Below are 13,434 nucleotides of genomic sequence, written 5' to 3' on the forward strand. Positions count from 1 at the left end.
AGTGACGGCGCATCCGCACATCAGCATGCTCGCGTTTAAGTTGAGGTAAACCGAACTAATCCACCGCGGTCATCCCGCGTAAGGATGCGTTTATTACGCTTACGCTGCCCTCCCGAGGTGCCGGGCGTTCGGATGCTCATTTGCGTCTTGTCTTCCCGCCTGAATAGTTGTTCAGTCCTTGCGGGGCGATTTGCATCTTTTGCGTGACGAAGCGTTTAGCCGCAGGGCGTGCGGCAGGCGTGTGGGACAGGAAGCGCGCCATGGTTTATCGGCGGACGCATCAAGTGGTGAAGCGCCTTGCGGCGCGGCGCAGTGCGATCTTGACGGCGGCACGGGAGACTGCAGCGGAAGGCGGGATGGCGGCGGTGCAGATCGCGCCGGTCGCAGTCCGGGCCAATGTCGCGGCCGGCACGGTCTACCGCTACTTCCCCTCCAAGGCCGAGCTGATCTCCGAGCTCATTGCCGAGGTCTCCCGCGATGAGCTCGCGGCGATCCGCCGGGCGGCCGATGCCGCGCCGGGGCCGTCCTCGGCGCTGGCGGCCGCCGTCACCACCGTGGCGGTCCATACCCTGTCGCAGCGGCGGCTGGCTTGGGGCATTCTGGCCGAACCTGTTGATGTCGATGTCAGCGCCTCCCGCCTTGCCAGCCGGCGGGAGATTGCCGGCGAGATTGCCGCCCGGATCGACGCCGCCGTGCGTGCCGGTCACCTGCCGGCGCAGGACACCGCACTCGCTGCCACCGCCTTGCTCGGCGCGCTGCATGAGGCCCTGGTCGGGCCGCTTGCGCCTGACAATCTCGATGATCCCGTCAAGATGCGCGATGCGGTGCAGACCGTGACGCTGCTGGCGCTGCGTGCGGTCGGCGTCATGGATGCCCGCGCCCGGGGTCTGGTGGTGCAGCAGACGCTGCTGCCGACCGCGAAGGCGCTCGTTGGGGCGTGAAATCGCGGTGCGGACGAAGTGGCCGGCCTGACGGCGCTCAGGTGGTTGACTGAGCGAGCCTTTTCGCAAAACCACAGCAGGCTCGCCGGACCCTCCGGCTACTTTGCATGGGGTTGTTTTTCGACTTTTTGTTTGGCGTGCCCTGGCGGGCCTACATGATCGCGTCGCCCTCGGGGCCGACCGAGGCGATGCGCACCATGTTGGTGGTGCCGGGGATGCCGAGCGGCACGCCGGCGACGATGATCACGCGCTGGCCGGCGCGGACGAAACCGTCCCGGAATGCGATCTGGCCGGCGCGGCCGACCATGTCGTCCTGGTCACGCGCGTCTTCCGCCACCACGCAATGCACGCCCCAGACCACCGCGAGCCGTCGGCCGGCGGTGATGTTCGGCGTGATCGCCACGATCGGCGGCTTCGGCCGCTCGCGCGCCACCCGCACGGCGGTCGAGCCCGATGAGGTCCAGCAGATCAGGGCGGGCAGGTCGAGCGTCTCGGCGATCTGCCGCGCGGCGTCGGCAATGGCATCGCCCGCGGTGGATTCCGGCGCGGGGCGCTGCGCGGTGAGCACGGAACGATAAATCGGGTCGCGCTCGACCTCCTCGCCGATGCGGTTCATGGTCGAGACCGCCTCGACCGGGAATTTGCCGGCCGCCGATTCCGCCGACAGCATGATGGCGTCGGCGCCCTCATAGACGGCGGTGGCGACGTCGGAGACCTCGGCACGGGTCGGCACCGGCGACTGGATCATCGATTCCAGCATCTGGGTTGCGATCACCACCGGCTTGCCGGCGCGGCGCGCCATCCGCGTCATCTGCTTCTGCAGGCTCGGCACGCGCTCGAGCGGCAATTCGACACCGAGGTCGCCGCGCGCCACCATCAGCGCGTCGGAGGCCTCGATGATGTCGGCGAGACGGTCGATCGCCTGCGGCTTCTCGATCTTGGCCATGACCGCGGCGCGGCCGCGGATCATCTTCTTGGCTTCGATCACGTCGTCGGCGCGCTGCACGAAGGACAGCGCGATCCAGTCGATGCCGGTGACGAGCGCCGCCTCGAGGTCGGCGCGGTCCTTCGAAGTCATGGCGGAGACCGGTAGGTCGGTGTCGGGCAGGCTGACGCCCTTGCGGTCGCTCATCTTGCCGCCGACCACGACCCGCGTCACCGCGTGCTCTTTCGAGGTCTCCTCCGCGATCAGGCGCACCTTGCCGTCGTCGAGCAGCAGCGCGTGGCCGGGCCGCAGCGCCGCCAGGATCTCCGGATGCGGCAGGTGGACGCGCGTTGTGTCGCCGGGGGCCTTGTCGGAGTCCAGCGTGAAGGTCTGGCCGTTCTGCAGCTGCACCGAGCCTTCAGCGAAGGAGCCGAGCCTGAGCTTCGGGCCCTGCAGGTCGACCAGGATGCCGATCGGCCGGCCATAGCTGCTCTCGACGTTGCGGATCGTCGCCACCAGCTCCCGCATCTTGTCATGCGGGGTGTGGCTCATGTTGATGCGAAACAGGTCGGCGCCGGCCTCGAACAGGCGGCGGATCATCGCGAGGTCTGAAGAGGCTGGGCCCAGGGTCGCGAGAATCTTGATACGGCGAAGACGCCTCATGGCTTATTTCCAGACGGGGGCGAGGGGGCTGGCGGGAGGCCAGGCGGGGCGGGGGGCGTACCACCGGGCGGGCTATTGGGCAAACCCGGAACCCCGCCCGGGCCAACCGGACCGGGGAGGCCGGGTACGCGTTGCTGCGCCGGCTGTTCGTTGGCATCGGTAAGCTGCACCGTCCACGCCCGCTGCTCACCGGTATCGACCTCGAAATAGCCGGTCCGGTCATAGCCGCGTGCGAGGCAATCCTCGGTGCCGCGGATGGTGAACTCCTTGTCGCGCGAGCACATGAAGGCCTGCCCCGACCACTCGCCGCCGCGGTCATAGTCGATGGCGTAGATGTAATAGTAACGGGCGACCAACGTTCCCCGCAGCAGGGTCTCGCAGGAGCGTGACGAGATGTTCCACCAGCCCTCGGTGGTCCAGCCCTCGGCGTCCTTGTAGCCGAGCGCAATGCCGACCCGGCTCGACGTGTTGTTGCAGAGACGGAAATCGGCGGAGGCCGGGCTGCTCCAAAAGCACAGCAGGCCAACCGCCAGCACCGGGACCAACCGGGCGAGCATGCGAAGGGGGGAGCGGGGAGATTCGGCGATCATTGTCGCGGAAGCTATATCAGATCATTGGCGATTTGGCGTAGGGGGCCGGGGAACTGCCTCAAGTCCGGGTTCGGGTCGGTTTGCGCCGGGATATGGCAAAATCTGTGACAGGACCCACCTGATCCCGTAAGGGTGACCGCAATCGGGGCAGGCCCAAAGGGATATCAAGGGACACAGCCATGGCAATCGACGACAAAACCAGAACGGAGCTCGAGGCGGCCGCTTTCCGGCGTCTGGTCGATCATCTGAAGTCGCGGACGGATGTCCAGAACATCGACATGATGAATCTGGCTGGCTTCTGTCGCAACTGCCTGTCCAACTGGCTCAAGGAAGCCGCCGACGCCCAAGGCGTCGCCTTAAGCAAGGACGAGAGCCGGGAGGCCGTCTACGGCATGCCTTACGAGACCTGGAAGTCGAAATACCAGGGCACGGCCACGCCAGAACAGCTCGAGACGATGAAGAAGGTCCATCCCCACGGCCACGGGCACTGAACGGCCCGGACGTGCCTCGCCTGAGTCGCACCACACAACAGCTTTCTTGGCCTCGCCGCAGGAAGGTGTGGGCGCGCTGTGGACGAGCGCGATGCTGCCTTGAACGCAGTCGGTACCAACCCTAAGGGTCTACCAGCACGCGCGGTGAGGGATGCCGGCGTCACCTCGTTTTGCCAGTTCCATTGGGAGTACCTAGATGGCCACCTCCGCCGCCGTCCGCGACGACGAGCCCGCGACGAAATTTGCCAAGGACCAGCTCAAATCCATCATCGAGCGCATCGAGCGGCTGGAGGAAGAGAAGAAGGCGATCTCCGACGATATCCGCGACGTCTATGCCGAAAGCAAAGGCAACGGTTACGACGTCAAGGCGCTGCGCACCATCGTGCGCATGCGCAAGCAGGACCCCAACGAGCGCGCCGAGGCCGAGACGATTCTCGAGACCTACATGCAGGCGCTGGGCATGCTCTGAGGCGTTCGCGCCTCAAGCACGACTGCCGTAGCCCGGATAAGCGACAGCGAAATCCGGGTTCTCGCAGTGTGAAAGCAATCCCCGGATTGCGCCGCGCTCCATCCGGGCTACAAATTGCGCGTGTTTCGTTTGCGAACGGAGTCGCGAATGACTGCGCCACCGCTGCCGCGCGAGGTGAACCGTGCCTTCGGCGCTCTTCCAACGCCGATCGGCAAGCGGCTGCTTCAGGTGCGGGCGCTGATCTTCGCGACGGCCGCGGCGTATGAAGAGGTCGGCCGGCTCACCGAGACGCTGAAATGGGGCGAGCCGGCATATCTGACCGACGAGTCCGGCAGCGGCTCGACGATCCGGCTCGGCCGCGTCAAGGACTCCGCACACGCCGCCATCCTGTTCAATTGCAAGACGACGCTGATCGATAGCTTCCGCGAACGCTTTCCCGATCGGTTCGAATATCGGCAGACGCGGGCGCTGTTGTTGCCGGTGGCGGGCAGGCTGCCGAAGCGGGAATTATCCGTCTGCCTGTCGCTGGCGCTGAAGTATCATCTGGACCGGCGAGCGAGGAAAGCGGTAGGGCACTTGTAGCCCGGAGATCGAGTTCGTGGAAATCGCCGCTTCTATCAGCGCAGCGCGGCGGTGCGCATGACGAACGACGTCGTCTGGAGCTTCGCGGTCGCGCTGCCCGAAAAACTGTCGCAGGACAGGCCGTGCATCGGGTCATCGACAAAGCCCATCGCGATCACGGCCTGCGGCTTGACGAAATAGCCGCGCAGCGCGGCCGTATCGAGCTCGCCCATCAGCGTGACCGACATCGCGCGGCTGGCGCTCGGCGACAGCATCACGATCTTGAGCCAGATGCTCTCGCCCTTTGCAGCGGAGAGGCGGGTCGCGGTCGCGACCGCGCCGTCGACGCTCTTGCCGACCACGGTGTTGATTTCGGTTGCTTGAGCCATGCTGCGCGACGCGGGACGGGCGGAACGCGGGATCGGTGCCGAGGCGGCGACGACATTGGCGCGGTCGACCGGGGAGGCGGCCGGCGCGAAAGCCAGCGCCTGAAGGGCCGTGTTGGACACGCTCGCGGTCGGTTGCGGATCGGTGGCAGAGGCGAGCGCCTGGCGGGCCTTCAGCGCAGCGATTTGCGCCGGCGTCGCCTGCTGCGGCGCGGCCGGGACATCATCCCAGAAGCCGCGGGCATTGATGATGTCGGCCGGGGTCTCCGGCTTGCCGTCCGCAGATTTGGGTGCCGGCTTGTCAGCCACCGGCGCGGGCTTCGGCTTGGGCGGCGCGACCAGTTGTGCGTCGGCCGAGGCGAGCTGGATCGCGGCGGCGATCTGCGGCTTGGCGCGCGGCGTCGGCACCGGATCGGCGGGCTTGGCTGCGGCTGCGACGACAGTTGCTGCCGCCGGCTTGGCGGCCGGGGCGGGCGCGCCCTCGTCGTCCTCGTCGCTGCTGGCGGCCGGAGCGGCGGACTTGCCCTTGAACAAAGCGGCGAAGAAGTTCGGCTTGCTGCTGCTGGAGTCGTCGCCATTGCCGCGGCGCTCGATCTCGGCCTTGGCGAGCTCATAGCCCTTGAGCGGGTTGCCGTCTGTCGGCAGATGCACCGTCTTTCCGTCCGGGAAGACGCGGGCGAGCTGGTCATGCGTCATGCGCGGCCAGTGCCGGATGCTGCCGGTGTCCAGATGCACGAAGGGCGAGCCCGATGTCGGGTAGAAGCCGACGCCGCCGCGCTGCAGGCGCAGGCCGGCGAAGCGGATCTGCTCCAGCGGCACGCCCGGAATGTAGAAGTCCATTGCATGTCCCAGCATGTGCTGGCTGAAGCGCGCCACCCCGGAGGAGCGGCGGCGGAGCATGGCGTTGGTGGCGGGGGAGCGGTAGGAGGAGATGATCTGGATCGGCTGCTTGGCGTCGACGTCGCGGTACACTTCCCAGAGGATATCGAAGAGGCGACGGTCCATGACCGTCTCGTCCTGGGTACGCCAGTCGCGCAGGAAGTGATTGAGCTGCTTCAGCGCCGCTTCGTCATAACGGCCATCGCGCTTGAAGGTGACGGTCAGGTCTTCGCCGGAATGGGTGTGGTGGAAGGAGAGCGTCTTGGTTTCGCTCAGCGCGGCGGCGTTATGGACTGAGCCCGCGGCAGCAAGCAGCAATACGGCAGCTAGGCCGATCCGGGATCCGGCCTTCACTCCCGCATGGGACAACGACAGCACAGTAAGTTGGCGTGCGAGACCAGTCAGCACGTGTGAGCCCACCCAGTCGACGAGCGTTCAAATGGACTCTCCCGCCAACCCCGTAGCAGTGCGAAAGAGGATGAACGCTTTCTTAAAGCGAGAAGGTTAATTCGAGGTTGACCTTCCCGCGCCCAAACCAAGTCAGACTACAATCCTAACCCGTTGAGTGTGGCAAAAAAACGCCCGGTGCCGGGAGCCAGGTGGACAATGGTTAACGTTAAACGGCCCCATCCATGGGACGGGGCCGTTGATATCGTTGTGGAATTCGAAAAGCTGAGGTCCCGCAGCCTTACCGGGTGAACACCCGCTGCTGGGGCCGGCGGCCGACCGGAGCCGGCGGCGGGGTCGGCGCCCCGCCTCCGAACAGCCGTTCGAAGAAGTTCGGGCCCGACGAGCCGAAGCCACCGCCATTGTTGGCCACGGCCACGCCTGAGGGCAGGGTCGTCGCCGGGCGCGAATAGCTCGGCTGCGAGTGCGCAACGACGGCCTCGAGATCCTTGCCGCGGTTGTTCTTCAGGATGTTGATCATGGTCGCGTCGCGGCCATAGACGTCCTTGCGGAACTGCAGTTTGCCGGCATCGTCCACGAAGGCGGTCTGATAGGTGATGTTGACCGGGACCGGAGTCGGGAATTTCAGGTCGATCTCGCTCTTGCCGTACATGCTGCGCACGCGCTCGGGCGTGTACTTCTCGTTCGGCATGGTGATGTTGAGCAGTACGGACGCGTACTGATCCGGGTTCTGCACGCGCATGCAGCCATGGCTGAAGGCGCGATCTTCCCTGGCGAACAGGTTCTTGTCCGGCGTGTCGTGCTGATAGACCAGGAACTTATTCGGGAAGTTGAAGCGGATGCGGCCGAGCGCGTTGGCTTCGCCGGGCGGCTGCGAGATGTGCACCGAGCCGTCGCGGTTCTGTTCGAGCTTGAGGCCCATGCGCTGCAGCACGGTCGGGTCCTGCTGAAGCGCCGGCAGATACTCGTTGTAGACGATCGACGGCGGTACGTTCCAGGTCGGATTGACCGTGATGTACTTCATCGTCTCGGTGAGCAGCGGGGTCGCGTGCGTGCCCGGCTTACCGGTGACGACGCGGGTGGTCCAGACCTGCTGGCCGCGCTGCATCACCTTCAGCGTGTAGTCGGGAATGTTGAGGATCACATAGGCATCGCCCAGCGCGGGCGCGCCGAGATCGCGCGGCAGCCAGCGCCAGCGCTCCATGTTCACCAGCACCACGTCGATCTGCTTGTCGCGCTTCGGGGTGTTGAGCGCCTTGACCGTCTTGTCGTCGAGGATGCCGGTCGCCTTCATCTCGGCGCCGCTCTGAAATTTTCGCACGGCGTCGGCGACCGCTGCGTCATAGCGGGTGTCGCTGGCGTTCTCGGCAAGGCCGAGCTTGGCGCGCAGTTGCGGCACGCGCGCATCTTCCACGACGATCTCAGCCTGCTTCTTGCTGGCCGGGGTGTATTTCAGCGCCGGACCGTCGGCGATCTCGATCACCGGGCCGTTGCCTTGACCGCGAAGCTCCGCGAGCTTGGCCTTCAGCTCCTTGTAGAGCTTGTGCGGCGGATTGTAGCTGTCGAGCGCAGCGGAGGCGTCCGTCGCGGTCGTGACCTTGGCGAGCACCTCGTTCGGGTCGACCGGATGCTCGGGATAAAGGATGTCGCCGCTGACCTGCGACCAATGCATGCGGCCGCTCTGGGCCTGGCGCGCATAGTCGAACATGCTGGCGGTGAGCTTGAGCTCGGCATCGGCCAGCGCATCGGGCGTGGTGGCGCTGGCGAAGTCCGGCGCCGGATAGTCGGCGGGATTGAGGCCGTCGGACGCCGCGTCCTTCAGCCGCGCGATGACGCCCTTGGCCGCGGTGGTCAGGCTGCCGCCTTGCGTCCAGACCGGCGCGAAGTCGCGTGCGCCATAAAACTTCTCGATCGCCGCGCGCTCGTTCTTGCGATCGAAATGGCGCGAGGTCTTGGCGCCGATGATGTCCTTGAGCTTGTCGGCGACCGGCTGGTCGGCAGCGGGAACGTTGCTCGCGGCCTTCACGGGCTCAGCGGCAGGAGCCGCAGCCGTGGCGGGTGCCGCAGGCGCAGCGGTGTCAGCCTTGGCAGGTTCGGTCTTCGCAGGTTCTGTCTTGGCGGTCTCGCTCTTCGGCGCCTCGGTGGCGGGCGTGGTGGCGACGTCGGAAGGCTTGGTCTCGACTTTGTCGGGGGCCGGCGCGACGTCAGCCCTTACAGGCTCCTTCGCCGGCTCCTTGGCGGAATCCTGCACCGTGGCGGTGGTGTCGAGCTTGATATCGGAGGCGGTCGGGGGCGGGACGTTGGCCGGCTCGGGGCGCGGGATCGCGGCTTCGATCGCGAGCTCGGCAGCGCTGCTGCGCGCCTGATCCTGCGCCAGGGCTGAGCTGGCCGACACCGTGAGGAAGGTCGCTGCGACCGTCATCAAGACACGGTCGAAGCCCGCACGGTGGTTCAAACAGTCACGCATTGTGTCGCACCCCTCGGGTGAACTGTCCCTCGTGGAACAGCTTTGTTATCGCCTATTGAGCTTCGGCTAAATCGCGCCGGCCTCTCGAAAGTTGCACGCCTGCACGCAACGATTCATACGCAGACGATATACAGGCCCCGGTTTTGCAGCCAGCGCTAACCGGGACAACTCACGCCAAACTGACTTCAAGGGAGCCTCTTGGCAACGGATTGTGCGCCTGCACAGCGCGCTTTTCCCTGTGTCTGTCACTTCCAAGTCACGGTTCAAGAAGCAGTCGAATTCTGTCGTCAGGCGAACGGCTTACAGCCGCTCCCGCATCGCCGCGCGAACCCTCGTTCGCATGAGGCTCAGTGCGTCTCCTCGCCGCTTTTCCCGCCATGTCCGGGAACCCCGGCCTCGTCGAGTTTGCGGTAGAGGGTGGACCGGCCGATTTTGAGGCGGCGAGCCACCTCGGACATCTGGCCGCGGTAGTGCGAGATCGCGAAGCGGATGATCTCGTTCTCCATGTCCTCCAGCGAGCGGACATCGCCGGTCGCGGTGAGCAGGGCGAGCGTGCCCACCGCCGGGAGCGGCGCGATTGGTATTTCATTACCCGATACCACCGAAGGGGTCGCCGCCGGCTCGAGCATCAGCGGAGCGGTCGGAATCTCGGTTACGGGATGCGGCTGCGAAGCGAGCAGAGGGAAGTCGCCGAGGCCGAGCTGGTCGCCGTCGCTCATCACCACGGCGCGGTAGACTGCGTTCTCGAGCTGGCGGATGTTGCCGGGCCAGTCGAGCTGGGCAAGATGGGCCATGGCCTCGCCGCTGATGCCGGTGATCGCGCGGTTCTCCTCGGCGGCAAACCGCGCCAGGAAATGCCGGAGCAGATGCGGGATGTCCTCGCGCCGCGCCCGGAGCGAGGGGATCGTCAGCGGCAGCACGTGCAGGCGATAGAACAGGTCTTCCCGGAAGTGTCCTTGTTTCACCCGCTCCAGCAGCCGGCGATTGGTTGCCGAGACGATGCGGACGTCGACCTTGACGGGCTTGCGGCCGCCGACCGCCTCGACGGCGCCTTCCTGGAGCGCGCGCAGCAGCTTGACCTGCGCGGTCAGCGGAAGCTCGCTGACCTCGTCCAGAAACAGCGTGCCGCCATGGGCCTCGACGAACTTGCCCATGTGCCGCTCGGTCGCGCCGGTGAAAGCGCCCTTCTCGTGGCCGAACAGAATGGACTCGACGAGGTTGTCGGGGATCGCGCCGCAATTGACGGCGACGAAGGGCTTGGCCTTGCGCTCGCCGCTGCCATGGATGGCGCGCGCGAACATCTCCTTGCCGACGCCGGACTCGCCTTCGATCAGAACGGGAATCGCGGAGTTCGCCGCCTTCTGCGCGGCGCGCATCACGCCGGCCATCGCCTCGGCGCGGGTGATGATGTCGGAGAACGTCAGCCGGCCCTCGCGGCTGTGCCGGATGCGTTGCAATTCGCCCTTGAGCGCGGAGGCGTTGAGCGCGTTGCGCAGCGAGACCTGGAGCCGCTCCACACCAACTGGCTTGACCACGAAATCGGCCGCGCCGGCGCGCATCGCCGAGATCACGTTGTCGATGCCGCCATGGGCGGTCTGCACGATGACGGGGACGCTGAGACCTGCTTCGCGGATTTTCGCCAGCACGCCCATGCCGTCGAGGCCGGGCATCACGAGATCGAGGATGACGGCGTCGATGGCCGGCGCGTCGGGGGCGGTAAGGGCGGCGATCGCGGCGTCACCGGAGTCCACGACGACCGTCTCATAGCCGCATTTCTGCACCATGTTCTCGACCAGCCGGCGGGCTACGGCGTCGTCGTCGGCGATCAAAATACTGGCAGCCATGGTGTTCCCCGCACGCTACTACTATCTGTCTCGAATCGGGGCACTCTGGCCGAAGCCGATTAACGCACTCTTAAACCTTGATGCCTCCGCCCGCCGTCGCGCTTGTTGAACACAGGTTTCCCACACAATGAATTCGCGCTCCAAGCCTGCCCTTAAAAAGTCCGCTCTCCACAAGCCAGCCACCAAGAAATCCCCCGCCAAGAAATCTGCCGCCAAGAAATCTGCCGTCAAGACGAAGTCCTCCGGGTCTTCACTCGCAAAGCCCGCGAGCAAGACCGGCAAGCTTCCGGAGTGGAACCTTGCCGATCTCTATTCCGGGATCGATGCGCCGGAAGTGGCGCGCGATCTCGAAACGATGGATGCCGACTGCGTCGCGTTCGAGACGGACTACAAGGGCAAGCTGGCGACAGGGACAGCAAACGAAGATGGCGGAAAATGGCTCGCGGAAGCCGTGCGACGCTATGAGGCAATCGACGATCTTGCCGGCCGGCTCGGTTCCTATGCCGGGCTCGTCCACGCCGGCGACAGCGTGGATCCTGCGATTTCAAAGTTTTACGGCGATGTGTCGGAGCGGCTGACGGCGGCGTCCACGCATTTGCTGTTCTTCGCGCTCGAGCTCAATCGTGTCGATGACGATATTTTGAACCGGGCCATGCAAGCGCCCGAGCTCGCGCACTACCGTCCCTGGATCGAGGATCTGCGCAAGGAGAAGCCGTATCAGCTCGACGACAAGCTCGAGCAGCTCTTCCTGGAGAAGGCGCAGACCGGCTATTCCGCCTTCAACCGGCTGTTCGACCAGACCATCTCCGGACTGCGCTTCAAGGTCGGGGCCAATGAGCTGGCGATCGAGCCGACGCTCAATCTGCTGCAGGACCGCGACGGCGCCAAGCGCAAGAGCGCGGCCGAGGCACTGGCAAAAACCTTCAAGGCCAATGAGCGCACCTTTGCGCTGATCACCAATACACTCGCCAAGGACAAGGACATCTCCGATCGCTGGCGCGGCTTCCAGGACGTCGCGGATTCCCGCCATCTCAACAACCGCGTCGAGCGCGAAGTGGTGGATGCGCTGGTCGCCTCGGTGCGGGCGGCCTATCCAAAGCTGTCCCATCGCTATTACGCGTTGAAGGCGAAGTGGTTCGGCAAGAAGCGGCTGGCTTATTGGGATCGCAATGCGCCGCTGCCTTTTGCCGCGACCGATACCATCGGCTGGCCCGACGCGCGCAACATGGTGCTGACGGCCTATCGCGGCTTCTCGCCCAAAATGGCCGATATCGCCGAGCGCTTCTTCACCGATCGCTGGATCGACGCGCCGGTGCGTCCCGGCAAGGCGCCCGGCGCATTCTCGCATCCGACCACGCCGTCGGCGCACCCTTATGTGTTGATGAACTACCAGGGCAAGCCGCGCGACGTGATGACGCTCGCGCACGAGCTCGGCCATGGCGTGCATCAGGTGCTGGCGGCGAAGAACGGCGCGCTGATGGCGCCGACGCCGCTGACGCTGGCCGAGACCGCCAGTGTGTTTGGCGAGATGCTGACGTTCAGGCGGCTCCTTGCCCAGACCAAAAATGCAAAACAGCGCCAGGCGCTGCTCGCCGGCAAGGTCGAGGACATGATCAACACCGTGGTGCGGCAGATCGCGTTCTACTCGTTTGAGCGCGCGGTCCACACCGAGCGCAAGAACGGCGAGCTCACCGCGACGCGGCTCGGCGAGATCTGGCTGTCGGTGCAAGGCGAGAGCCTGGGTCCGGCGATCGAGATCAAGGCGGGCTATGAGAACTACTGGATGTACATCCCGCACTTCATCCATTCGCCGTTCTACGTTTACGCCTACGCGTTCGGCGATTGCCTCGTGAACTCGCTCTACGCGGTCTACGAGAACGCGAACGAGGGCTTTGCCGAGCGTTATCTCGACATGCTCGCTGCCGGCGGCACCAAGCATTATTCCGAGTTGCTGCGGCCGTTCGGGCTCGATGCCAAGGACCCGAAGTTCTGGGACGGCGGCCTGAGTGTCATCGCCGGGATGATCGACGAGCTGGAGGCGATGGGCTGAGGGTAGGGCCGTAAAACATTTGTTGAACAATTGGGCGGGTCGTGTTATACAAATGTATAACGAGGTGCTGCCATGAACGAGAACGCGAGCTCTAAGGATTTGAAGAACGAATCCACCGTGCTTCAGGTGCGCAAGATAGGCAATTCGATCGGTGTTATCCTGCCGAAGGAGCTCGCGGGTCGTCTGAATCTCAAAGAGGGCGACAGGCTGTTTCCGGTCGAGCAGTCGGACGGTGGCGTGTTGCTGACGCCACATGATCCTGACTTCGAAAAAGCAATGGAAGTCGCACGGCGAGGCATGAAGCGTTATCACAACGCTCTCGCCGAGCTTGCCAAGTGAATGAGCCGTTCTGGCTGACGCGTCGGATCATCATTGCGATCCACGACGAACAACTGGCGATCCATGGCGGCGCAAGCGGCCTTCGAGATGAAGGCATGCTCGAATCCGCGCTCGATCGGCCCAGAAACAAATGGTCTTACGAGAGCGCCGATCTTCCCGAATTGGCGGCGGCGTACGCCTTCGGCATCGCGCGCAACCATCCGTTCGTCGACGGCAATAAGCGCACGTCGCTGCTGGCGCTGTACACGTTTCTCGGCGTGAACGACATCGACTTCGTTGTACCCGAGGCTGAAGCGGCAGCCATCATCCTGTCGCTCGCTGCCGGCGAGGTCAGCGAGGAGAACCTGACGCGCTGGATCCGCGACAATTGGGATTCCAAATGACCTGATTTGCGGGAAAACCGCGTCCCGGTGCCGTTGCC

At 65.1% G+C, this 13,434-nt stretch carries 12 protein-coding genes; 7 read left to right on the forward strand and 5 right to left on the reverse strand.

Annotation, left to right across the window (positions count from 1 at the left end):
* Nucleotides 1–260: 260 nt before the first annotated feature.
* Complete coding sequence (locus RAD10_RS07355; protein WP_026201906.1) at nucleotides 261–941, forward strand: TetR/AcrR family transcriptional regulator; 681 nt, start codon at nucleotides 261–263, stop codon at nucleotides 939–941.
* A 151-nt stretch (nucleotides 942–1,092) separates the two neighbouring features.
* On the opposite strand, the gene pyk is transcribed toward RAD10_RS07355, so the two are convergent.
* Nucleotides 1,093–2,529, reverse strand: coding sequence for a pyruvate kinase (gene pyk, locus RAD10_RS07360; RefSeq protein WP_018317789.1), 1,437 nt, complete (start codon nucleotides 2,527–2,529; stop codon nucleotides 1,093–1,095).
* On the reverse strand, nucleotides 2,526–3,119 hold the full coding sequence (locus RAD10_RS07365; RefSeq protein ID WP_461616901.1) for a DUF1036 domain-containing protein: 594 nt from the start codon (nucleotides 3,117–3,119) through the stop codon (nucleotides 2,526–2,528). Before RAD10_RS07365 ends, pyk begins: the two co-directional genes overlap by 4 nt.
* A 179-nt stretch (nucleotides 3,120–3,298) precedes the next feature.
* Between RAD10_RS07365 and RAD10_RS07370 the strand changes: the two genes are divergently transcribed.
* The 3 genes from RAD10_RS07370 (at nucleotide 3,299) to RAD10_RS07380 (ending at nucleotide 4,661) form a co-directional block, all read left to right on the forward strand.
* Nucleotides 3,299–3,610: a DUF1244 domain-containing protein gene (locus RAD10_RS07370; RefSeq protein ID WP_028140305.1), complete on the forward strand. Its 312-nt coding sequence runs from the start codon at nucleotides 3,299–3,301 to the stop codon at nucleotides 3,608–3,610.
* Between the two features lie 196 nt (nucleotides 3,611–3,806).
* Nucleotides 3,807–4,079 carry a DUF2312 domain-containing protein gene (locus tag RAD10_RS07375; protein ID WP_014492426.1) on the forward strand — a complete coding sequence of 91 codons (273 nt, stop codon included), beginning with the start codon at nucleotides 3,807–3,809 and terminating at the stop codon, nucleotides 4,077–4,079.
* A gap of 147 nt (nucleotides 4,080–4,226) precedes the next feature.
* Nucleotides 4,227–4,661 carry a DUF1801 domain-containing protein gene (locus RAD10_RS07380; RefSeq protein WP_461616902.1) on the forward strand — a complete coding sequence of 145 codons (435 nt, stop codon included), beginning with the start codon at nucleotides 4,227–4,229 and terminating at the stop codon, nucleotides 4,659–4,661.
* Between the two features lie 35 nt (nucleotides 4,662–4,696).
* On the opposite strand, the gene RAD10_RS07385 is transcribed toward RAD10_RS07380, so the two are convergent.
* From RAD10_RS07385 to RAD10_RS07395, 3 genes are all read right to left on the reverse strand, one after another.
* Complete coding sequence (locus tag RAD10_RS07385) at nucleotides 4,697–6,325, reverse strand: DUF882 domain-containing protein (protein ID WP_461616903.1); 1,629 nt, start codon at nucleotides 6,323–6,325, stop codon at nucleotides 4,697–4,699.
* A gap of 268 nt (nucleotides 6,326–6,593) precedes the next feature.
* Nucleotides 6,594–8,780, reverse strand: coding sequence for a L,D-transpeptidase family protein (locus tag RAD10_RS07390; protein ID WP_461616904.1), 2,187 nt, complete (start codon nucleotides 8,778–8,780; stop codon nucleotides 6,594–6,596).
* A 347-nt stretch (nucleotides 8,781–9,127) separates the two neighbouring features.
* Nucleotides 9,128–10,624, reverse strand: a complete 1,497-nt coding sequence (locus tag RAD10_RS07395) for a sigma-54-dependent transcriptional regulator (protein WP_461616905.1) — start codon at nucleotides 10,622–10,624, stop codon at nucleotides 9,128–9,130.
* Between the two features lie 127 nt (nucleotides 10,625–10,751).
* Here RAD10_RS07395 and RAD10_RS07400 point away from each other — a divergent pair, with 127 nt between their 5' ends.
* From RAD10_RS07400 to RAD10_RS07410, 3 genes are all read left to right on the forward strand, one after another.
* Nucleotides 10,752–12,674 carry a M3 family oligoendopeptidase gene (locus RAD10_RS07400; protein ID WP_461616906.1) on the forward strand — a complete coding sequence of 641 codons (1,923 nt, stop codon included), beginning with the start codon at nucleotides 10,752–10,754 and terminating at the stop codon, nucleotides 12,672–12,674.
* Nucleotides 12,675–12,746: 72 nt separating this feature from the next.
* Nucleotides 12,747–13,013, forward strand: a complete 267-nt coding sequence (locus RAD10_RS07405; RefSeq protein ID WP_038948412.1) for an AbrB/MazE/SpoVT family DNA-binding domain-containing protein — start codon at nucleotides 12,747–12,749, stop codon at nucleotides 13,011–13,013.
* On the forward strand, nucleotides 13,010–13,396 hold the full coding sequence (locus RAD10_RS07410; RefSeq protein ID WP_461616907.1) for a type II toxin-antitoxin system death-on-curing family toxin: 387 nt from the start codon (nucleotides 13,010–13,012) through the stop codon (nucleotides 13,394–13,396). The genes RAD10_RS07405 and RAD10_RS07410 overlap by 4 nt, the downstream gene beginning before the upstream one ends.
* Nucleotides 13,397–13,434 lie beyond the last annotated feature (38 nt).

It is taken from the genome of Bradyrhizobium sp. 23AC (assembly GCF_054863025.1).